Raw genomic sequence first — 22,652 nt, forward strand, 5'->3', positions numbered from 1 at the left:
AGACGTTTAGGCCTCCAATTGTACCTGTGCTAAGTCAAACAATTCACGCATTGCCACTGAGAAGATTGGGAAGCCAGCTTTGCTGCCAGAGCTGATTTCGGCCAAAATTTTCTGCCAGCGTTTCACTTGATGCTGATGGCGCGCCATCCATTGAGAGACACGCTCTTCAACTTCTTTGACACCGTCCTCCATCTGGATCACGCTAATCGCCAGAGCACGGCTCTGCCAATCAAGGTCATCACGGAAGGTTTCCCGAGCCAACGCTTCCCAGCTGTCGTGTACTTGCAGTTTGGTAATCTGCTGGCTAACCCATTGTAAATCAAGCTGATGCCCCAGTTCAAAGTAGACCTCAGCTACACGCTGAAGTTTCTCACCGGTCACACGCTCTGCTTCAACAACGCCTAATAGTGAATACAAGCCCGATGTAGCTGCCACTTGGTCGGCCAGTGCTTCAGGCACACCTTGCTCAACTAGTGTTGCGCGACGCTTGCTCCAGCTTTCCAACTGTGCACCACGTAAACGTTCGCCAATGGTCTCACTCAACATACGCACTTTTGGTTCGTATAAAGCTATCACATCAGATACTGCCATATTGGCCAGATGTGGACGTAAGAACCAGCGGGTTGCACGACGAATCAAACGCATCAGATCTAGCATCATGTCGTACTGGGTTTCACTTGAAACCTGATAGTCTAAAGCCTCAATGCGTTGCCACAGCTGATTCAAACCAAAAACTTCACGTGCCACTACATAAGCGCGTGCAATTTCAGCTGCTTCCGCACCAGAAGAGTCGATCAAGCGGTGGATAAAGGCAATGCCACCATGATCTACCAAGTCATTAGCCAATTGGGTTGAAACGATTTCTCGTTTTAGGCGGTGATTGTACATTGCAGGTTTAAATTTCTGCATCAGCACTGATGGGAATGCGCGCTCCATCTCTTTTTCAATAAAGGTATCGTCAGGTACGTTCGATGCAAGTAAACGTTGCTTTAGATCGGCTTTAGCATAAGAGATCAGCACTGATAACTCAGAGCCTGTTAAACCTTGGCCTTGGTTGAAGCGCTCTAACAAAGCTTCGTCACTTGGAATAAATTCCAATTCACGGTTTAGTTTGCCTTCGCTTTCTAATGCGTTGATAAAGCGGCGGAACTGGCCAATACCATCTTTAGCGGTCAGTTTTGCTAAACTTAACGCTTGTGACTGGGTGTAGTTGTTACGGAGTACCAGCGCACCTACTTCCTCTGTCATCGCCTCTAGCAATTCATTACGTTGCTTAGCGGTCATGTCTCCTTGGCTGACAATTTCATCCAAAAGAATTTTAATATTCACTTCATGATCCGAGCAGTTCACACCGCCAGCATTATCAATAAAGTCAGTATTAACTAGGCCGCCGTTCAAACCGTACTCAATACGTGCACGTTGGGTGAAACCAAGGTTTCCGCCCTCGCCAATTACTTTAGCCCCCACTTGTACACCATTGATACGCAGTGCATCGTTGGCTTTGTCACCCGCATCGGCATGAGTTTCTAGGCTAGATTTAGCATAAGTACCGATACCGCCGTTCCAAATTAGATCAACAGGTGCTTTCAGAATTGCAGTGATCAGATCGGTTGGTGCCATGCGGTCTTCTTTGATTGCAAAGCGAGCCTTCATCTCTGGGCTAATTACAATAAACTTAGCTGAGCGTAAAAACACGCCACCTCCTGGAGAGATCAAGTTTGCATTGTAATCTGCCCAGCTTGAGCGTGGCAGATCAAACAAACGACGGCGCTCTTTAAAACTAGCCGCAGATGCAGGATTTGGATCAATAAAGATATGCATGTGGTTAAAGGCGGCCACCAACTGAATATGTTCAGATAGCAGCATACCGTTACCAAACACATCACCCGCCATATCACCAATACCCACTACGGTGAAATCTTGGTTTTGTACGTTATGGCCCAACTCGCGGAAGTGGCGCTGTACAGACACCCACGCACCACGGGCGGTAATGCCCATTTTCTTGTGGTCATAGCCATTTGCGCCACCAGAGGCAAACGCATCTTTTAGCCAGAAACCATGTTCAAGAGAAATGCTATTGGCAATATCAGAGAAGGTTGCAGTGCCTTTATCTGCTGCAACTACCAGATAAGGGTCATCCTCATCATGGCGCACAACATTTTTCGGTGGTACAACTTCGCCACCTACCAAATTGTCGGTGATATCAAGCAGGGCATTGATAAAGATTTTGTAGCAAGCGATGCCTTCTTGCAGAATCGCGTCACGATCACCGCCTTCAGGTGAGCGTTTGCAGACAAAACCACCTTTCGCACCAACTGGCACGATGACAGAGTTTTTCACCTGCTGTGCTTTCACTAAGCCCAAGACTTCTGTACGGAAGTCTTCGTGACGATCAGACCAGCGCAAGCCACCACGTGCAACTTTGCCACCACGTAGGTGTACGCCTTCGACACGAGGTGAGTAAACAAAAATTTCAAACATCGGGCGCGGCAGTGGTACGTCTGGAATTTTCTTGGTGTTCAGTTTGAAAGAGATATAACTCTTGATCTCACCGCTGGCATCAGTTTGATAGAAGTTGGTTCGCAGGGTAGCGCGAATCAAGTCTAGATAACGACGTAGAATAAGGTCTTCGTTCAAGCTCTGTACTTGATCTAGCGCCTCAATAATCTCGGCACGTAGTGTTTTTGCCGCTTCTTTGTCGTATTGCACTTCTGGGTTGAAGCGCAGCTCGAATAGCGCAACCAGTTGGCGTGCAATAGCAGGGTGATTGCCTAAGGTGGCGGCAATATATTCCTGACCAAAGTTAAAGCGGATCTGCTTCATGTAACGGGCGTAAGCGCGCAACACACTGACCTGGCGCCAAGGTAGACCCGTAGTCAGCACTAAGCGGTTAAAGGTATCGTTTTCTGCATTACCTGCCCAGATATGGCGGAAGGCATCTTGTAGCGCTTCTTTGATCTGCGCCAAATTCACTTCTTGCTGTGCTGCTGGCTGCAAAGAGAAGTCGTGAATCCAAATAGTACGACCATCACTGCGATCAATTTCGTAAGGGTGCTCACCCACAACGCGCATGCCTAGGTTTTCCAGTACAGGAATAATGTCGGATAGCGGTAATGGCTCATCGGCATGGAACAATTTGAACTGGATATGCTGACTATCAGCCTCAAGATGACGGTAAAAGCTCATGGTCACATTTTGCTGATCGTTGATCTGATCAATATAACCGATGTCGAGTACTGCAATGCGTGAGTTGAAATCATCACTGTAGCTGCCAGGGAAGGCGTCACGGTACAGCGCCCAATAGTGGTTAGCTTTCTCTTCGCCGTAACCTTCAATCAGAGCTGAGTAAAGGTCATCACTCCAAGAACGTGCAATGGCCATAACCCGTTTTTCGATGGCTTTAACATCAAATTTAGGGGCGTCATCACCTTTGAAGCGTAACAAGTATTGTGTGCGTGCTAACGTCGACTCAGAGAAATAAGTATGAAACTCTAAGCCAGTGGCATTTAATTCTTCCCATAACACTTCGCGCACTTTATGGCGTAGCTCTGTGCAGTAAATATCCCGAGGCATATAAACCAAACAAGAGAAAAACTTACCGAAGCTGTCTTTGCGAATAAACAAACGTACACGACGGCGCTCACGAATATTCAGAATACCCAAAACGGTTTCTGTCAGTTCGTAGGTATCTGTTTGAATCAGTTCATCGCGGGGAAACACTTCCAAGATCTGAACAAGATGTTTGCCGCTGTGGCCATTTGGATCTAAACCTGATGCCTCAACCACTGCGTTAATCTTCTTACGCAGGATAGGCATACGACGTGGACTTTCGTTATAAACTGAAGCTGTGAATAAGCCTAAGAAACGGCTTTCACCCACTAAAATGCCTTCAGCATTAAAGCGTTTAATAGTGATGTAGTCAGGATAGGCAGGGCGGTGCACTCGGGCATGCTCAGACGCTTTGGCAAAGCTGAGAAGCTCAGGGATCAATACCAATTGGCGCGCATCTAACGCCATACCATCACGGGATTGTGCGCGATAGCGTGGGTCGTCGAGTTTCAGAATACCCAGCTCTGCGCCTTTTACTTGCTTGAGAATACGTTTGCCATTTTCTTCTACAACATCGTATTCGTCATAGCCTAAGTAAGTGAAGTGCTCGTCATTCAACCAGCGTAAGAAATCAACTGCTTCGGTAAGATCAGCTTCACCTAGATGAGGCGGACGGCTTTGTGCCAGTGCTTCGCATAGCGCACTAGACTTATTTCGCATTAGATCAAAATCGGCTACGGCTGTGTCGACTTCACGTAGCACGCCAATCATCGCATCTCTTAGTGCATCAAGCTCAGCTTTTGCCGTGTGGCGGTCGACCTCGATATACATCAAAGACTCAGCCGCTGCATTTAACTCATCTGAGAACTGATCGTTGCGGCTAGAGAATTGTTGCACTTGATGCTGTTCATCACGCACAAAATTCAATACGGTGTTATGAATAGAGTGTACGGTAATGTCTCGGTTTTTTAACTCAACACGTATCGAGTCCACTAAAAATGGCATGTCACGTTGTAGAATCTCGATGACAGTGTGGGTTGACTGCCAACCATCTTGCTCAAAATCGGGGTTATAAACTCGAACTTTGGGTGCTGTAGCATCAAATTTCTGTAGGAAGCGCCAAGTGGAAACCGTTGCGGCATACAGGTCATCTGGACGGCGCTCAGAAAGCTCCTCTAATGAGGCTGATGCATAATAAATATTGGCAAAACGGGTTAGTGTTTGAACTTGGTCTTCGGGAAACTTTGTTGCGAGCTGCTCCTCTAACTGGCTGAGGAATTTTTTATGACCTTCACTGGCTGGATACATCATCGCTCACCTCTGGGGGGCTGGAAATCGTCAATCGGGTGAAAAACTATTTTTGTTTTTCTTTTCAATCAGCTTTGATGAAAACATAGTACAAAATGACTAGGCAGTGTGAACCCTATTACAAAAAAGCATAGCACCCGAAATTATGCTTATAACCTGAGTCGCATTCTAAAGGTCAGATGTGAAACAAATATTATTGGCCTTAGATCTGCTGGCTCATGACATATAGTCAGGCGCTTCAGGTTATGACTATACTAACGCTTTTTTTATCGGCTAGATCAAGGCTGCCTATAGATAGTTTTTACCTGTAATCGCAAAAGTGCCCTGTAATTTAAATTGCGACGGCTTTAGCCATTGACTGAAAACCAAGGAATGACATGAGTGTTCGTGAAATCTTTCAGACGTTAAATCAACAGCTACAGCAACATATTATCGGCCAAGAAAGTTTGCTTAACCGTTTATTAATTACACTTTTAGCTGACGGGCATTTATTGGTAGAAGGCCCGCCCGGCTTAGCTAAAACCAAAGCGATTAAAACTCTGGCTGATCGTTTGGAGGGAGATTTTCAACGCATCCAGTTCACCCCAGATCTATTGCCTGCCGACATTACAGGTACGGATATTTATCAGCCAGAACACAACTGCTTTAGCTTTCAAGCTGGCCCTGTCTTTAATCATTTCGTGTTGGCGGATGAGATCAACCGCGCACCCGCAAAAGTGCAAGCGGCGTTGTTAGAGGCAATGGCTGAGCGTCAAGTCACAGTTGGTAATACCAGCTATCCATTACCTGATACATTTTTGGTGATGGCAACACAAAACCCCATTGAGCAAGAGGGAACTTATCCTCTACCAGAAGCCCAGCTTGATCGCTTTTTACTACATGTTTGTATTCATTACCCGAATGCTGAGGCAGAGCTGAAAATTCTGCGTTTGATCCGAGAGGAGCAAAAGTTTCAACTGCAAAGCCAAAGCTCAAATGAGATTGTGCGGGCGGTTAGCCAAAGTGACATTATCAGTGCTAGACAAGAAGTGCTGAATCTTTATATGGCTGAGAGCATTGAACAATACATTGTGCATTTAGTTGACGCCACCCGCCGCCCAGATCTCTATGACCAAGATCTTGCGCGCTGGATTGAATATGGCGTAAGCCCACGCGCCACTTTGGCTTTAGATCGCTGCGCTAGAGCAAAAGCTTGGTTGGCTGGTCGCGACTTTGTGACCCCTGAAGATGTACAAGACTTAGCGCCAGATGTGTTTCGCCATCGTTTAATTTTAAATTATGAAGCAGAGGCAGCGGGTTTTAATGCGGACCAAGTGATTAGCCATCTGATTAACGTGGTGCCTGTGAGTTAACTATGTTGGCACTTAAGCAGATTCTGCGACCACTTGCACAGGTTCTGAAGTTAAAGACTGTAATGCAGCAGCCTACAGTGGTGGGCTCTGATACGGTTTTCTTACCTGAGCTTAACTTAGCGCAGCTATTGGCCTGTCAAAAGCAGAGTAGCGGTATTGGTGCTAATTTGAGGATGCCTTCTCGCTCCATGTTGGCAGGGCAGCATCGATCCACTCGTCAGGGAAGAGGTATGGAACTGAGTGAAATCCGTAACTATCAAGCGGGTGATGACATTCGTTTGATGGACTGGAAAGTAACGGCTAGAACGCAGCGCCCACATACCAAAGTGTTTATGGAGGAAAAAGAGCGCCCCGTACAGCTAGTGGTTGACCTATCTGCCAGCATGTTATTTGGTAGCCAGCGTAGTAAGGCCGAGCAAGCCGCACACTTAGCAGCCACTTTAGGCTGGGCGATTGTACGTCAAGGTGATCGCTGCGGTGGCTTGGTTTTTAATGGTACGCAACACCAACTCATTCGGCCTAAAGCACGTCAGCAAGGTCTATTGCCACTATTTCAACAACTTTGCCAGTTTGCCCCAATGCTTGTTCAGCCTGAAGGTCGTTCAGAGGCAGGTAGGATGAATCAAATGCTACAGTTGGTGGCTGCCCAAAAAGGGCATGGCAACTTATTGGTGATTATCAGTGATTTCTGGAGTTTAGATCTTGCAGGTAAAGCGCTCTTGCGTCGATTAGCCTCTAATCATCAGCTTCTCGCTATTCATATTTCTGATCCATTAGAATATCAGCTACCTAATAGCCCTTGTTATCTAGTTGGGGGACAAGCTCTCTCACAGACGGTATTTTTTGATGGACATGATAAAAGTGATCGGCAGCGATACCAGCTACTTTTTGACCAACGTCAACAGGGGCTAGAAGAAATGCTGCTTCAAGTTGGAGGCTATTACATCCAGCTCTCGACAACTGAGCATGTGGCTGACAAACTGAAGCGCTTTTTCACGTTGCATAATAAATGAAAAATTTAAACTTATTGAAATACAATATGTTAGCTTTGCATCTTTTAGCTCGATGCCCGATAGATAACGCGCAGTAGGAGCCCCGTTAATGAGCACCGCGCAAAACCTGATAGATCAATTAAAAGACATTCACGTGCCTGCACCTGATGCGGGCTGGACACCTGCGTTGACGCCTTTTTGGATTATTAGCGCCAGTGTTGTATTGATACTCCTGCTGCTGTTTTTGGGTCGTCGCTACTATCTTCGAACACGTAATCGCCGTTATGCCTTAAATGAGCTAGAGCAGATGCGCAGACGTTTTCAAGAGCATCAACAGCGCCAACGTTTTTTAAATGAACTGAACATGCTACTGCGCCGTATGGCAATGGTGCACTATGATCGTGAAGAGGTTGCCCCCTTATCGGGTTCCGCTTGGCTTACTTTTTTAGATCGTAGTGGTCGAACCACGGTTTTCAGTGATGGCATTGGGCAGTCTTTAATTCAAGCCTATGAAGAGATGCCTGACGATATCAATGAACCTGAGCTGACAGAGGCTGTAGAACAGTGGATCAAGCGGCAACTCTGATCAGCCAACTCGACTTTGTTTGGCCTTGGGTATTTTTGTTATTACCGCTGCCTTGGCTGATCTATCGTTTCCTGCCTGAAGTGCCGGCTCAACAAGTGCAGCTGAAAGTGTCGTGGCTGGCACAATACCGTACAACCAACAAAGATCAGTCTGTAGGCTTATCAACAGGTCGACTCGCCTTGATCTGCCTGCTTTGGTTGTTATTGCTGACAGCAACCAGCCATCCTCAGTGGGTTGGTGATGCTGTACCTATTCCAAATAAAGGCCGCGACCTTCTCTTAGCTGTGGATCTGTCTGGTAGCATGCAAATTCCTGATATGACACTAAAACAGCAGTCAGTTGATCGCCTCACCGCAGTAAAAGAGATTGTTTCTAACTTTGTGCTTAAACGAGAAGGCGACCGCTTAGGTTTAGTTGTTTTTGGAACACAAGCTTACCTACACGTCCCCTTAACTCATGATCGCAACACAGTGGCGGCACAATTAAGCGAAATTCAACTGCGTATGGCGGGTGAAAATACAGCGATTGGTGACGCGATTGGCTTGGGTATTAAGCGCTTAAAAGCCCAGCCGGAAGAGGGGCGTATTTTGATCTTGCTGACCGATGGTGCCAATACCGCCGGCAGTATTGATCCAATACAAGCTTCTCAGCTAGCAGCTGGCGCTAAAGTAAAAATTTATACCATTGGTATTGGTGCTGAATCTATGGAAGTGGAAAGCCTGTTCGGTATGACCCGACGTGTGAACCCCTCTCAAGATCTAGATGAATACAGCTTACGCACCATCGCAAGTAATACAGGTGGTAGTTATTTTCGTGCCAGAAGCACCGAGGAGCTAAGTGCTATCTATCAGGAACTTGATCGCCTTGAACCAATCGAACAGCAAAGCCAAGTATTTCGACCAAGGCACAGTTTATTGCATTGGCCTTTGTTGAGTGCATTACTTCTAGTGATGACCAGCTTGGTCTGGAGCCTAATTAAAAAGCCAATACGGCGTTTATTATCATGATTCAACTGATCTGATATGGATATTATCAACAGCTTTCATTTCGTTCGACCAGCACTACTGTGGTGTTTACCTGTGTTGCTGTTTCTGCTATGGCTGTACTTTCGAGTGCGTCGCATACGCAACCCTTGGCAGCAGTTAATGCGGGCTGATCTTCAGCAGCAACTATTGCTTGCACCTCAGCAGCAATCTAATAATTTACTCTGGACAATGATTGCACTGAGCTTAACAGTATTTGCCGTTGCGGGGCCAAGCTGGAGCCAGCAATCACGCCCTGTGTTTGCCCAGCAAGATGCCTTGGTGATTGTGCAAGACCTCTCTCTGTCTATGTTAGCGGCAGACACCCAACCCAACCGCATCACTCGCAGTAAACAGAAAATTAGTGATCTATTACAGCAGCGCCAAGAAGGCTTAACCGCCCTAGTTGTTTACGCTGGTGATGCTCATACTGTGACGCCTTTAACCCAAGACAGTGCCACTATTAGTAGTTTGTTGCCTGCTCTTGATCCTTTAATGATGCCTAAGCTGGGTAGCGCGGCAGAGAGTGGCATTCAGCAAGCATTGGCTCTATTCCGTAATGCAGGTATCAATAAAGGTCGTATTTTATTGATCAGTGACGGAATAGATCAGCAAGCGTTAAAAGCGATTCCTAAGTTATTGAATCAAAAGTTTTCATTAAAGATCCTTGCCGTAGGTAGTTTAGACGGAGCGCCAATTCCACTACCCAATAACAGCTTTGCTAAAGATGATTCAGGCAACGTGATTATCAGTAAATTAGACCTGAATTCATTACAGCAACTTGCAGACAGCACAGGGGCTGACTTACAAAAAATGAGCTTAACGGATAGAGATATTGAACGACTATTGGCAGGCTCTACCATTGGCAGTGAGCTAATAGAGCAAGATGCGAAAATACCACTCTGGATTGAGCAGGGGCATTGGTTTTTGTTACCAGTGTTGCCATTAGCGGCCTTGGTATTTCGTAGAGGCTGGTTATTGAGTTTATTCTTGTGCACATTTATATCCTTCCCCTTGGTTTACAGCCCAAAAGCGCATGCCTTGAGTTGGCCATTTAGTGGCAATCCGGTTGAAGAAAAACAGCAGGCAGGAGAAAAAGCATTTGCTGAACAGCGCTACCAAGAGGCCAGCGAGCAATTACAGCAACCGCTTTGGCAAGGCAGTGCTTATTACCGTTTGGGTGAATATGAGCAAGCGGCTCAAGCCTTTGCTAAGGAGCAAAGCGCAGACGCCCATTACAATCGTGGTAATGCTTTGGCGCGTGCGGGGCAATATCAGGACGCACTGGCAGCCTACCAGCAAGCCTTAGATTTACAGCCAGAATTTGCAGATGCTGAGCATAACCAGAAGATTGTGCAGCAGTTATTAGAAGAACAGCAAAAGCAGCAAGCGCAAGATAATCCACAGGATCAACAGCAGAGCCAGAATCAAGAACAAAACCAAGATCAGGGCAAACAAAACGCCACAAACGATGCGGATCAGAATCAGCAAAATCAGAATGGGCAAGATCAGCAAAGCCCAATGCAGCCTAAAAATCAGGCTGGACAACAAGATCAGTCCAAACAAAATCAAGCTCAGTCAGAGCAGGACTCTCCGCAGCAAGCTTCGCAGAATAAAGCGCAAACTGAACAAGCCTCTGATCAGCCGGAGCAAACAGCGCCAGATGAACAGCCTGCGCCCGACACTCAGCAGCCTACAGAATCAGCTCAAACAGAAGGCGAGCCTGAAAACAAAAGCGAAGAACAGCGTGCTTTGGAGCAATGGCTGCGCCGAGTACCGGATGACCCAAGCGGTTTGCTAAAACGCAAATTTGAATATCAGTCCAGTTTACGAGATAGCCCATTGTCAGAAGGAAGATCACCGTGGTAACGCCCATTAAAAGGTCGCACTATTTGTGGACTAGCCTATTGCTATTACTGGTGTTAAGCCTAGGCTTACTGAGTGCTACTGTTCAAGCAGACAGCTTTGAGGTCAGCGTTGACCGCAGTCGGTTAAGTGAAAATGAAACCTTAACGCTATCGATCAAAACGGATGTATTGAGTTTATTTGACAGCCCAAATCTTGATCCTCTACACACTGATTTTGAAGTGTTAGCCCAGCAGGCGCGCACCAATATCCAAATTATTAACGGACAAAATCGTTCAGAAAAAATGTGGGAAATCACCCTGCTACCAAAACGAACCGGTACGTTAATTATTCCGGCTCTAGTACTCGACAAGCAAACCAGTCAGCCAATTACAATTGAGGTGCAAAAAGCGCCGCGTAACAGCCTGCAAAGTGCAGATGTTTTTCTACACAGTGAAATTGATCAACAAGGCCCAATCTACGTACAGCAGCAGCTGATTTACACTTTGCGTTTGTATTATGCGACCTCTATCTCTGATCATGGCTTAACGGATTTAGCCCTACCTGACGATTTGTTGTTACCTCTGGGGAATCGTAGAGACTACGAGAGCCAATTAAACGGGCGCACTTACAGTGTGGCTGAATGGCAGTTTGCGATTTATCCGCAACGCAGCGGTGAGCTGATTATTCCAGCACAAACTTTCAGTGGTAGGGTACGGCAGAATAGCCGTAACTATTCATTAGGCTCATTAAAGCAGATTCGGATTCAAAGCCCCGAGCATCGCGTGCAGGTTTTGCCTATTCCTGACGAGTTTGCACAACAGCCGCATTGGCTACCTGCAACATCAATCAAACTTTCACAAAAGTGGAGTGGTGACTACAGCCAATGGCAAGTAGGTACACCCATTACCCGACAACTACTGATTGAAGCTAAGGGCTTAACCGCAGCGCAGCTGCCGCCTATTGAACTTGGTAATCTACAAAATCTAAAACAGTACCCAGAGCCTGCACAGCAGCAGGATACTAACAGTGCACAAGGCTTTAGCAGCCAGCGTAGTGTGAACATTGCACTGATACCGACCCAAGCGGGGCGAGTAACGTTGCCTGCAATTGAGATTCCTTGGTGGAATACCAACACACAGCGCATGGAGCTAGCGCGTTTAGATGAGATGACCATTGAGATTCAAGCCAACCCTAACAGCGTAGCGCCAGCAGAGGCCAAGCCGAACAGATCAGCAAACAAGCCTCAGGTTCAGATTGTACGTGAAAGTGCCAATCTTTTACCTTGGCAGCTATTCAGTTTAAGCACGAGCATTATAGTGCTTGTATTAGCGGTTTTGTTTTGGCGACAACGTCAACAGTTGGCGCAATTAATATCGACTCAGTCTGCCCAAAAAACACATGCTCATGGCCGCACCAAAATACCGTTTGATAACCAAAGCAGCGCAGAATATGAAACCCTATGGCGGCAGCATCAAAACGAACTGTTAAATCTGTGCCAGCAACATCAAGCACAACAGGCATGGCAAGCTTGGTTACGTTGGCAGCAGGTTCAGAAAATAGAAACCTCAGTGGAGTTTGATCAGGCACTGATTGAACTACAAAGCCAGCTGTATGGTGCTCAAGCTAATCCTGAGCAGTGGCAAGGTTATCGGCTGTTACAAGCGTTAAAGCAGTTAAGCCCTAGCGTTCAGTCGTCTAGCGCTCAATTGCAACCGCTGTATCCGCGTTAGTTGACTTGTTCTGAAGATTGGCAGCTTAGAAGCATAAAAGACACTCAAAGGTGTCTTTTATAGATTACCTCAATTAGATCTGATCGGCTGAAGAAGCGAGGGACAAGACCGATCTAACTGAGGTGTTTTATCTTGTAGGGTTCGGAATAGTCCTAACCCATAATCTTGAGCAGACGATTGTTCATCTCAAAACTAATACCGTTGGTATTGTCGTAAATCAGATTGAGACGATCTTCCTGCGCGGCTTGCTTATACTGCCGCAGAGCAGAGCTTACCTTCGCCATAGACTGCGTATTAACTTCACCACCAATACCATTATTAGGTAGAGAGCTGTTCAGCGAAGTACTTTCCTGAACCTGCTGTAACTTGTCAGTTTGGTAGCTGTAATTAGCCACCGAACTGACAGAGAAAATCTGTTTGCCCACATCGGCACGTTCATTCAGCAATGATTCAATGCGCGCTTTATCAGGGTGGTTTCCTACACGCAGTTTACCTGAGCTAGGGTCAACACTGATCTTAATCGGTGTTGAAGTATCAACCCCTGAGGCTAAAAATATTGCGTCTAATGTTGTACGCAAACGCGTAGCTAGAGTCTTAACGCCTTTCCAGTCAGAGCTCAAAGCATCATTATTTTCGTTTAGGCTTTGTGCTGCTGAAGATATTTTAACCTGTTCGCTGCTGCTAAAATTTTGCGATAAATTTTGCTGCTCATGCTTAGGTGATTCAGACTGATGTTCATCAACATTTTTAACCGACAGTTGATGGGTGCCAGTAAAATTGCCGTAGGCATTTTTTAATATTTGTCCAATCATGATGATCTTCTCCGCTTTCCGCTTCTGAAGACCACTCTGCAAATGAAATGCCAACTCTTTTATTTGTTTTAACCTATTGTTTTGTATAGGTTTTATTTTCTATGAAAGCAGTATTGTAAAGATATATTACACGGCATTGCCTTTCCAATGGAAAAGCTTTGCCGTGTTAGTAAAGAGAAATTTAAGCTTTTGGCTTTATTTTCAACAAACGATAAACCACATCAGCGGTGACAGACAGTTCCGTTAAAGCGGCTGCCTTTTGCTTGCCTTCAAAGCTGGCGCGATACAGATGTGGCGTCATCACTAACAGATCCGTCACCTGTTCATGATTCAGCGTATTGGGTTTGAACTGAATAGACTGTTGATCGACTAACTCAAAACCTTCAGCGTAGGCTGCGGCCAAGTCTGGCACATTTGAACGCTGCACCTCTGGGTAAATCAGCTCGCGCAGCTCAATCAGATGTTCCTCGCCAGACTCAACCAACAACACCATACCATTGGCTTTTAACAGCGGTTTAAAACGTGCAAAATCATAAAAGCCAAACGTACAAACAATTAGATCAACCGAGTTTGGCTGCACAGGAATTTGCGCATTGGTTCCCACTAACCAAGTGATTTTTTTATTACGCTTACTGGCTGCTTGCACCGCCCACTTGGAAATATCTAAACCAATTAAATTGGCTGATGCCAAGGCCGGAATACTGGCTAAACGGTTCAGGTAATAACCCTCGCCACAGCCTGCGTCGATCACACAAGGCTCAATACTATCGGCTAGGATCTGCTGACAGATTTGGTTCAAACGTTCAGAGATTGGCTGATAAATGCCCGCATCTAAATAGCGCTGTCGTGCCAGCACCATCTCTTTACTGTCACCGGGATCTTTTGAACGCTTTTTTTGCACAGGCAGCAAATTCACATAGCCCTGTTTGGCTAGATCAAAGGTATGCCCACTGGGGCAACACAGACTATTGTTCACCTGAGAGAGTGGCAGCTGGTCTAGTGGGCAAATCAAGTTTTGGGCAGCAATTTGATGGGGCATAAAAGATCTCAAATCATCTCAGGTCGGTGGCAACTATCAAGAAAGCAGCGTATGAAACCACAGCTGAGTTGACTGAGCCAGCCTTGCACTATGATTGGCTTGCGATTAAATTTTAGATTGAGAATAAAATCGCGCAAGTTCATGTGTTTACAGCCAATGCGTGCTAATCTTGCCGCTAACTATTGATCAAAGCCAAGCTGGCTTAACGCTGAATTTTTACTGTGGTGACCTCAACATGACACGCTTAACCGATAACGTTCAAGATAACTACGCCCTGTTTATTGAAGAAGTTAAGTTTAATGGTGAACTTTGGAGCCTTGAATCAGATGAAGGCTGGGTGGTTGTTGACTCGCAAGAGTTTGCTGACGCCGAAGTGATGCCATTCTGGTCAGACAAAGAAGACGCCCTAGCACACTGCATTGACGAGTGGGCAGATTATCAAGTTGGCTTAGTCAACATTGAAGATTTTGTACAAGACTGGCTGCCAGAATTAGATAAAGATGGCGTATTGATCGGCCCTAACTGGACAGTGAACCTAGAAGGTTTAGAGCTAGAAGCGGTACAAGTTGCTGAAGCGATTGCCGAGGCAAAATAAGCCTTCTGTAATGCCAGTATTAAAAAATGCGCCAAACTGAGTAGTACCTTAATCAGTTTGGCGTTTTTTTTGAGCCATTAATAAGTGCTAGAGAGTATGGAGGGTAAAAAGTTACGCTGATGACAGCAGCCAATTGTGCAGAAAATTATGCTCACTTTGTCAGATTTAATGCGCGGTTTACGGGTTAACCCACTTTGGGATAGACTGCAAAATCAATGAATTACGGAAACCGTAGCGCAAGTAACAGGCGCACGGCTGCTCTCAATATAAAGAGCGAGATAACGCACATGCGTGTTTAGCAGGGAAGCGGTCAGATCAGAAAATGGATTTTTCCTTTCTAATCAAACACTTCTTTGTTTTTAGGTCGGTATATTGAAATCGACGAAATGAGCATGCCTGATATTAAAAATGTTATGGTGTTTTCGTACATTTGCGTACACTTGAATCTTTTTTTAGTCTGAAGTTTTAATTTTAAATGGAGTTAATAATGCAAATTTATCCTAGGGGTTCTGAGTGGCGAAAATGGGACTTACATGTCCATACACCTGCTTCAGTACTAAAAAATGAATTTGGTGATGACTGGGATAATTACGTTGTTACATTATTTAAGAAAGCAATCGAGAATGATATTAGTGCAATTGGCGTAACCGATTATTACTTGCCTGAAGGCTACAAGATTTTAAGAACGAAATATCTCGACAACCCATCCAAATTAAGTAGCCTTTTTAATTCTGAGGAGCTAGAGTCAATAAAAAAAATAAAAGTTTTTCCTAATATTGAATTTAGAATTACCAAGTTGGTTTTAGGGAAAGAAAAGGATTTATCTTGGAATAGGAAAGTTAATTATCACGTGATCTTATCCGACGATATACCTATCGAAAAGATTGAAAGTGATTTTATATCTCAAATCCAAGTTTGTTTTAATGCATCAACAGGCTCTTCAGTAGAAAAAAGACCACTAACTGAATCAAATTTAAAAGAGTTAGGCAGAAGATTAATTGTTGAACATCCGCCATTTTCTAGTAGTGGAAGCGAATTATTTGTCGGAATGTTAAATGCGTCAGTAGATGAAAATAACCTTGTTGACATTCTAAATGGAAATTCAAATTTTAAAGATAAGTATTTACTGGGTTTACCTTGTGATGAAGACCTAAGTGATGTTAGCTGGAATTCTCAGGGTCACAATTTACGGAAAAATCTAATTAAGCAAGCGCATTTTATATTTTCATCAAATTCTAAGACTAGAGCATTTCTTCTTGGCGGAAAGAATAAAGAATCTTTTATAGCCGAGTTTGGTTCGATTAAACCTTGCCTTTGGGGGTCAGATGCGCATTCTAAAGATGAACTATTTAAACCTGCGGAAAATAGAAATACATGGATTAAAGCTGATGTTACTTTTGAAGGGTTGAAAAGTGTTATTTACGACCCTGGCTCAAGAGTTGCCATTCAAGAATTAAATCCTCAGCAAAAAAGTAGTTACCAAACGATCAATAGGGTTAGATTTATTGATCAAAGTCAGAAAAAATTATTTAGTGAAGAGTGGCAGGTATTAAACCCTGACTTAAATACAATAATTGGCGGAAAGTCATCAGGTAAATCACTTCTTCTATATCACATCGCTAAGTCTATAAATCCTGTAGAGGTTGAACGAAAAGTACGATTATCAAAGTCATCATCATACAGTGATTTACACGGTGTAAATTTTGAAGTCGAATGGTCAAATGGAGAAATTAGCACTTTAGCCAACCCAGATGATTCCAAACCAATTACATATATACCTCAGTTATATATTAACCATTTAGCTGAAGAGGACGGCAAAAGCCAATTAAATACTCTTGTAAAAGATATTCTTAATCAAAATGATGGCTTTAAAGAATTTGGTGAATCACAGGAAAAGAAAATTGCATCTGCTAATAAAGAACTTGTTAGTAAAATTGACACCTTGTTTGAGTTGCGTAGCAAATACTCTACATTAAGCAAAGACTCCGAAGCTTATGGTACTAAACCAGCAGTTGAGGGAGAGATAGCTAGGCTAAAAGAACATATTGCTGTCCTCAGAGAAAAGTCAGGTTTTACTGAAACGGAAGAATCTGATTATAAAAAATTAACGAGTAGAAAATCGTCTCTTGAGAACCGATTAAACTTATTCAACAAAGTAATTGTATGTAGTGATCAGGTTGTTTTATCATCAAAGCAGCACTGCAATAGTCTATTCTCGAGCTTCAAAGACAATATTTTTTCTGATGTGGATATGCCAAATGATTCTACATATTTAAGCTCATTGCTTGGTTCTTTAGATAATAGGCTCAGAGAAGCTGTACATAATTTTAATGATTTTGTTTTAAATAGAAGTAAATCAATACCACCAAAAATAGTTAATATAAAAGAAGAAATAAATACAATTGATGAAGCTCTAAGGCCACTATTAAAAAAGGTTACAGATAAAGAGTCTTTAGCGTTAGCAAGCAAAACTTTAAAATTAGAACAGGAAAAACTTCGGAATATCGAAGAAATTGAGCAAAAGAAAGCTGCAATTGAAAAGCAGGGTGTAGAATTTAAAATTGAACTAAAAAAAATGTATGATGACCTTATTAGTCATTATAAAAACTATATAATCGAAATTGCTAAACCAGATTATCAATTTGAAGAAGATATTAACATTTCTGCTGAAGTTGCATTTGATGTAGATAAATTCAATGAGTTTGTTGGTTATTTTGATAGAAGAGGAAATATGCAAGCTCTTCTTGGGGATCTTGTAAATTCAAGTGGCGATTTTAATTTCGATATTGAACAACATTCAAATAAAGTAATTGCCGTTCACAATAAATTTAATTCCAAAAAAGAAATACCATCTGTTAGGAAAGGTGTCGCAGATATTGATGTTGTTAAAAAGCTTTATTCCAACTGTTTTTATGTTAACTTTATTGTTCAATATAAAAATGATGACATAGTTCGTATGTCGCCAGGTAAGCGCGGGCTTGTATTGCTTAACTTAATACTGCACCTAAGTAATTCATCGCATCCAATACTAATAGATCAACCAGAAGATAATCTGGATAACCGAACGATCTATGACCAGTTAAATGAGTTTATTCGCCTCAGAAAAGTTAAGAGGCAAATAATTATGGTTACTCATAATGCTAACCTTGTTGTTGCGGCTGATTCAGAATGTGTAATCGTAGCTAATCAAGCAGGACAGCAAGCAAATATAGAAAATGAAGAATTTAAATTTGAATATTGTAGTGGAAGCTTAGAGTGTTCGTTTGAAGGTGGTAACCAATCAAGTACACTTAAAAGTAAAGGGATTCGACAACATGTATGCGAAATTCTAGAAGGTGGTATTTCAGCTTTCAAAGAGAGGGAAATGAAATATGGCTTTACAGTGTAATGACACCATAACAAGCCAATTAAAAGGACAAAAAAGAGCTGGCTTTTGCTAATTCGTCGCTCATTTTCGCCAGCTCTTTTATTGCCTCTTATTGGGGCGTTCAGACTGTAAAAAAACCTCCCAAACGATGATCTGATCGGGTTTTGAAACGCAGAAGGCGGTGATGACTCGATTTAAGCATACGGCTACAACTACAGAGAAGTCTTCGACATTTCTAACGATTTGTTCTCTGAATAACCCCTAATCAACGCGTTTTTTTAATCGGTTCTAACCCGCTAAAACTTAAGCACAGTTGGCTCAACAGCGGCCATACGCTGTTTTTAAGCGCTTTGCTGTCGAGTCCTTTAATCCGGCGATCCACCTGTTCGGCTTGTAGTATCAGTTGTTGCAGTTCTCGTAGGCTATGTTGCTGCATGGCGCGCTGGTAGATGGGTTTGCGTTTGTCCCAAATTCTCAGGTCTTTGCATAGGCGCTCAAATGATTGGCCTTGGTCGACTCGGTGTTTCAGGGTGATCAGTTGGCGCAGTTCTCGGGTGATGCCCCAAAGAATAATCGGTGGTTCTATGCCTTCGCCTTTTAATCCGGTCAGAATTTTGCTGGTACGCACGGCATCGCCTAATAACATGGCGTCGGTTAAGGCAAATACATCAAAGCGGGCGCTGTCTTGTACGGCGTTTAAGATTGCGTTTTCGTCTAGTTGATTCTGTTCAGGGTAAATCAGTCGTAACTTTTGAATCTCTTGGTCGCAGGCCAGTAGGTTACCTTCAACCCGAGAGGCCAATAAGCTGATCGCCTCTGGTGTGGCGTGAAAGCCTGCTTGCCGTAGTCGATGACTGATCCAGCCGTTTAGTCGGCTAGCATCAATCGGCCAGATTGGCAGGTAGATGCCGACTGCATCTAAGGCTTTAAACCATTTGCTATTGGCCGCAGAGCTTTCCAGTTTGCCAGAGATTATCAACAGGGTGTTGTCGCTGTGGCCTTTGTCGTCTGAAATCTGTTTGGCATAAGCTTGCAGGGCTTGGCTGCCCTCTTGCCCCGGTTTGCCTGAGGGTAGGTGTAACTCAATCAATTTGTGACTGGCAAACAGGCTCATGCTGGCGCTGGCATCGTGCAATACCCCCCAGTTGAAGCTGTTATCAACCTGATAAACCTCTCGTTCTTCTGCGCCCATTTTACGCACAGCGGCTCGAATTTGGTCGCAAGCTTCTCGCATCTGCAAGGGTTCGTCACCCGAAACAAAAAAGATGGGCTTTAGCTTGCCTTTCAGGTGATCAGACAGTTTGTCAGCAAAGATTTTCATGAATGATTGTGCCTGAATTATGGGGTCTGAGTAGCGGGGAGTGTGACTCGTCCAATTTGGCGACTGATACGGCTGGCTAGATCCCGTTCCATCTCCATACGTAACTTGTTGATATCGCTTTCTTCGCTAAACAGGTTGTCGCTGCTGTTATAGATTTTAACAGCACGTAAAGTTTGCTGTGTATTAACGGCTTGACCTGAAGCGGTCAGGAGCTGGTAGTCGACTTCAGCCTGTAATTCGTAACTGATCGCACCTGAGCTGTAAGTGGTTTGCTGTTTGTTATGGCGCACATTAGAGAGCCACAGTTGCCAACGCGCAGCTTCTCGGCTTGGACTCAGTTCAATCTCTGCCTGTGTAAACTGGGTGACTAAACTCTGTTTTAATATGGAGTTTTGCTCTGTGATATACAGGGGCGTTAACTCAGCTGGAAAACCTGCTGAACCACGTAGTTGAAAGCCGCAGCCTGCAACTAATACCAAGGTTAGGAAAACTGAAAAGAACTTCAGAGGAGAGGCCAACATTTAAACCACCTTAGGGTCGGAGACTAACTGAAGGGTAGAATAACAAGACCCTAGCGCAACCTAGGGTCTTATTTATTCAGATGGTAAATTAGTTAGCGACAATGCTGACCAGTTTGCCCGGTACAACAATCACTTTGCGAACGGTTACACCTTCAAGGAAGTTGGCTACTTTGCTATCGCTTAGTGCTTGTTGCTCAATCGCTTCTTTAGCGGCATCGGCTGCCACTTCGATTTTGCTACGTACTTTGCCGTTTACCTGTACCACCATTTGAATGGTGTCACGGGTAAGTGCGCTTTCATCTAAGGTTGGCCAACCTGCATCAATCACGGCATCGTTATGACCCAACATCTGCCATAAGGTGTGAGTGATGTGTGGCACCATAGGCGACAACATCAATACGCAAGCTTCAATCGCTTCGTGCTGAACGGCGCGCATCTGCTCACTGCTGTCATTGACTTTAGTGATGGCGTTGCTCAGCTCCATTACGGCAGCAATGGCGGTGTTGAAGGTTAGGCGGCGATTCATGTCATCGCTGATTTTGGCGATGGTTTCATGGGTTTTACGACGCAGTTCTTTCTGTTTGTCATCCAGTGCGGCAACATCCAACGCCACGGTTGGGCCTGCATCGACATGGCTTTGTACCATTTTCCACAGACGTTTCAGGAAGCGGTTTGCCCCTTCTACGCCCGAGTCAGACCACTCCAGAGATTGCTCTGGCGGTGCTGCGAACATGATAAACAGACGTACAGTATCAGCGCCGTATTTCTGGATCAGTTCTTGTGGGTCAATGGTGTTGCCCTTCGATTTTGACATCTTAGAACCGTCTTTCAGCACCATGCCTTGTGTCAGCAAGCGTTGGAACGGTTCGTCAGAGTTCACTAAGCCTTCATCACGTAACAGCTTGTGATAGAAGCGGCTGTACAGCAGGTGCAGAATGGCGTGTTCAATACCACCGATGTAGTGGTTAACAGGTGCCCAGTAGTTGGCTTCGCCATCTAACATCGCCTCGTTTTGGTTACGGCAAGCGTAACGGGCGTAATACCATGAAGACTCCATAAAGGTGTCGAAGGTATCGGTTTCACGGGTTGCTGCGCCACCACATTTCGGGCAAGTGGTTTCGTAGAACTCTGGCATCTTCTTGATCGGTGAGCCTACGCCGTCAAACTCGACGTTTTCTGGTAGCACAACAGGCAGTTGATCTTCAGGCACCGCCACATCGCCACAGCATGGGCAGCTGATCATTGGGATTGGCGCACCCCAATAGCGTTGACGTGATACACCCCAATCGCGCAAGCGATAGTTGATGGTGATTTTGCCTTTGCCATCAGCTTCTAACTTGCCTGCGATGGCATCAAATGCGGCGTCAAACTCAAGGCCGTTAAACTCGCCAGAGTTCACTAAGCGGCCTTTTTCGGTGTAAGCGGCTTGGCTTAGGTCGATCTCTGTGCCGTCAACGGCTTCAATCACTTGTTCAATCGCTAGGTTGTACTTGGTTGCAAATTCCCAGTCACGTTGGTCATGACCCGGAACGGCCATCACGGCACCTGAGCCATAATCCATCAAGACGAAGTTAGCGACCATTACAGGCACTTCACGACCAGTCAGCGGGTGCAGCGCGGTGAAGCCCGTCGCCATGCCCTTCTTCTCCATGGTCGCCATATCGGCTTCTGCCACTTTGACGTGTTTGCACTCTTCAACAAAAGCAGCGAGTTCAGGATTACTCTGTGCGGCTTCTAATGACAGTGGGTGCTGTGCCGCTACGGCAACATAAGTCACACCCATCAAGGTGTCTGGACGAGTGGTAAACACTTCTAGGGTTTCGGTGCGATCTTTCAGGCCAAAGTGCAGCTCAACACCACGGGATTTGCCAATCCAGTTGCGTTGCATGGTTTTCACCTGCTCAGGCCAATCTACTTTGTCCAGATCGTCGATCAACTGTTCCGCATAGTCGGTGATTTTCAGGAACCACTGTGGAATTTCACGACGTTCAACAGCCGTGTCACAGCGCCAGCAGCAGCCGTCAATCACTTGCTCGTTGGCTAGAACGGTCATGTCATTTGGACACCAGTTCACCGCCGAGGTCTTTTTGTAAACCAAACCTTTTTCAAACAAACGGGTGAAGAACCACTGCTCCCAACGATAATATTCTGGGTGGCAAGTGGCGATCTCACGGCTCCAGTCATAAGCAAAACCCAACTGCTTAAGCTGGTCACGCATGTAGTCGATATTTTCATAAGTCCACTTGGCGGGTGGTACGTTATTTTTGATCGCTGCGTTTTCAGCAGGTAGGCCGAAAGCGTCCCAACCCATAGGTTGTAGTACGTTTTTGCCTTGCATACGCTGGTAACGAGACAGCACATCACCGATGGTGTAGTTACGCACGTGACCCATATGCAGTCGGCCACTTGGGTATGGGAACATTGATAGGCAGTAGAACTTCTCGCGTGAGCTGTCTTCTACGGCTTTAAATGACTGATTTTTATCCCAAAAAGATTGCGCTTCTTGTTCAATTTTACGGGGTGAGTACTGTTCGTCCATCGCTGCTAGATTACCTTGCCAATTCTGGGAGACCAGATGAAAAATGATTAGATGTGGAGGCCAATACCGCT

Annotated in this window: 14 protein-coding genes; 8 read left to right on the top strand and 6 right to left on the bottom strand. The window is 44.8% G+C overall.

Annotation, left to right across the window (positions count from 1 at the left end; translation table 11 throughout):
• Nucleotides 1–6: 6 nt before the first annotated feature.
• Nucleotides 7–4,860: an NAD-glutamate dehydrogenase gene (locus tag B5D26_RS02305; RefSeq protein ID WP_078744072.1), complete on the bottom strand. Its 4,854-nt coding sequence runs from the start codon at nt 4,858–4,860 to the stop codon at nt 7–9.
• Between the two features lie 374 nt (nt 4,861–5,234).
• Here B5D26_RS02305 and B5D26_RS02310 point away from each other — a divergent pair, with 374 nt between their 5' ends.
• The 6 genes from B5D26_RS02310 (at nt 5,235) to B5D26_RS02335 (ending at nt 12,387) form a co-directional block, all read left to right on the top strand.
• Nucleotides 5,235–6,209 carry an AAA family ATPase gene (locus B5D26_RS02310; RefSeq protein WP_078744073.1) on the top strand — a complete coding sequence of 325 codons (975 nt, stop codon included), beginning with the start codon at nt 5,235–5,237 and terminating at the stop codon, nt 6,207–6,209.
• A gap of 2 nt (nt 6,210–6,211) precedes the next feature.
• Complete coding sequence (locus B5D26_RS02315) at nt 6,212–7,222, top strand: DUF58 domain-containing protein (protein WP_078744074.1); 1,011 nt, start codon at nt 6,212–6,214, stop codon at nt 7,220–7,222.
• An 88-nt stretch (nt 7,223–7,310) separates the two neighbouring features.
• Nucleotides 7,311–7,787, top strand: coding sequence for a DUF4381 domain-containing protein (locus B5D26_RS02320; protein WP_078744075.1), 477 nt, complete (start codon nt 7,311–7,313; stop codon nt 7,785–7,787).
• On the top strand, nt 7,766–8,794 hold the full coding sequence (locus B5D26_RS02325; RefSeq protein ID WP_234985155.1) for a vWA domain-containing protein: 1,029 nt from the start codon (nt 7,766–7,768) through the stop codon (nt 8,792–8,794). The genes B5D26_RS02320 and B5D26_RS02325 overlap by 22 nt, the downstream gene beginning before the upstream one ends.
• A 15-nt stretch (nt 8,795–8,809) precedes the next feature.
• Nucleotides 8,810–10,678, top strand: coding sequence for a VWA domain-containing protein (locus B5D26_RS02330; RefSeq protein WP_078744076.1), 1,869 nt, complete (start codon nt 8,810–8,812; stop codon nt 10,676–10,678).
• On the top strand, nt 10,672–12,387 hold the full coding sequence (locus tag B5D26_RS02335) for a BatD family protein (RefSeq protein ID WP_159445566.1): 1,716 nt from the start codon (nt 10,672–10,674) through the stop codon (nt 12,385–12,387). The genes B5D26_RS02330 and B5D26_RS02335 overlap by 7 nt, the downstream gene beginning before the upstream one ends.
• Nucleotides 12,388–12,539: 152 nt before the next feature.
• Here the strand turns inward: B5D26_RS02335 and B5D26_RS02340 are convergent, their stop codons facing one another.
• Together B5D26_RS02340 and B5D26_RS02345 are read right to left on the bottom strand one after the other, a co-directional pair.
• On the bottom strand, nt 12,540–13,199 hold the full coding sequence (locus B5D26_RS02340; protein ID WP_078744078.1) for a hypothetical protein: 660 nt from the start codon (nt 13,197–13,199) through the stop codon (nt 12,540–12,542).
• A 181-nt stretch (nt 13,200–13,380) separates the two neighbouring features.
• Nucleotides 13,381–14,238, bottom strand: coding sequence for a putative RNA methyltransferase (locus B5D26_RS02345; protein ID WP_078744079.1), 858 nt, complete (start codon nt 14,236–14,238; stop codon nt 13,381–13,383).
• A gap of 235 nt (nt 14,239–14,473) precedes the next feature.
• Between B5D26_RS02345 and B5D26_RS02350 the strand changes: the two genes are divergently transcribed.
• Both B5D26_RS02350 and B5D26_RS02355 read left to right on the top strand, forming a co-directional pair.
• The gene (locus tag B5D26_RS02350) at nt 14,474–14,833 is read left to right on the top strand and encodes a DUF2750 domain-containing protein (protein ID WP_078744136.1); all 360 of its coding nucleotides are present in this window, start codon (nt 14,474–14,476) and stop codon (nt 14,831–14,833) included.
• Nucleotides 14,834–15,320: 487 nt separating this feature from the next.
• A complete protein-coding gene (locus B5D26_RS02355; RefSeq protein ID WP_078744080.1) occupies nt 15,321–18,221 on the top strand; it encodes a TrlF family AAA-like ATPase in 2,901 nt (966 codons plus the stop codon).
• Between the two features lie 244 nt (nt 18,222–18,465).
• Here the strand turns inward: B5D26_RS02355 and holA are convergent, their stop codons facing one another.
• The 3 genes from holA to leuS form a co-directional block, all read right to left on the bottom strand.
• Complete coding sequence (holA, locus tag B5D26_RS02360) at nt 18,466–19,521, bottom strand: DNA polymerase III subunit delta (protein WP_078744081.1); 1,056 nt, start codon at nt 19,519–19,521, stop codon at nt 18,466–18,468.
• Between the two features lie 17 nt (nt 19,522–19,538).
• On the bottom strand, nt 19,539–20,042 hold the full coding sequence (locus B5D26_RS02365; protein ID WP_078744082.1) for an LPS-assembly lipoprotein LptE: 504 nt from the start codon (nt 20,040–20,042) through the stop codon (nt 19,539–19,541).
• Between the two features lie 88 nt (nt 20,043–20,130).
• A complete protein-coding gene (leuS, locus tag B5D26_RS02370; RefSeq protein ID WP_078744083.1) occupies nt 20,131–22,581 on the bottom strand; it encodes a leucine--tRNA ligase in 2,451 nt (816 codons plus the stop codon).
• Nucleotides 22,582–22,652: the final 71 nt, after the last annotated feature.

The sequence above is a fragment of the Oceanospirillum multiglobuliferum genome (assembly GCF_900167095.1).
Classification (GTDB): domain Bacteria; phylum Pseudomonadota; class Gammaproteobacteria; order Pseudomonadales; family Halomonadaceae; genus Oceanospirillum; species Oceanospirillum multiglobuliferum.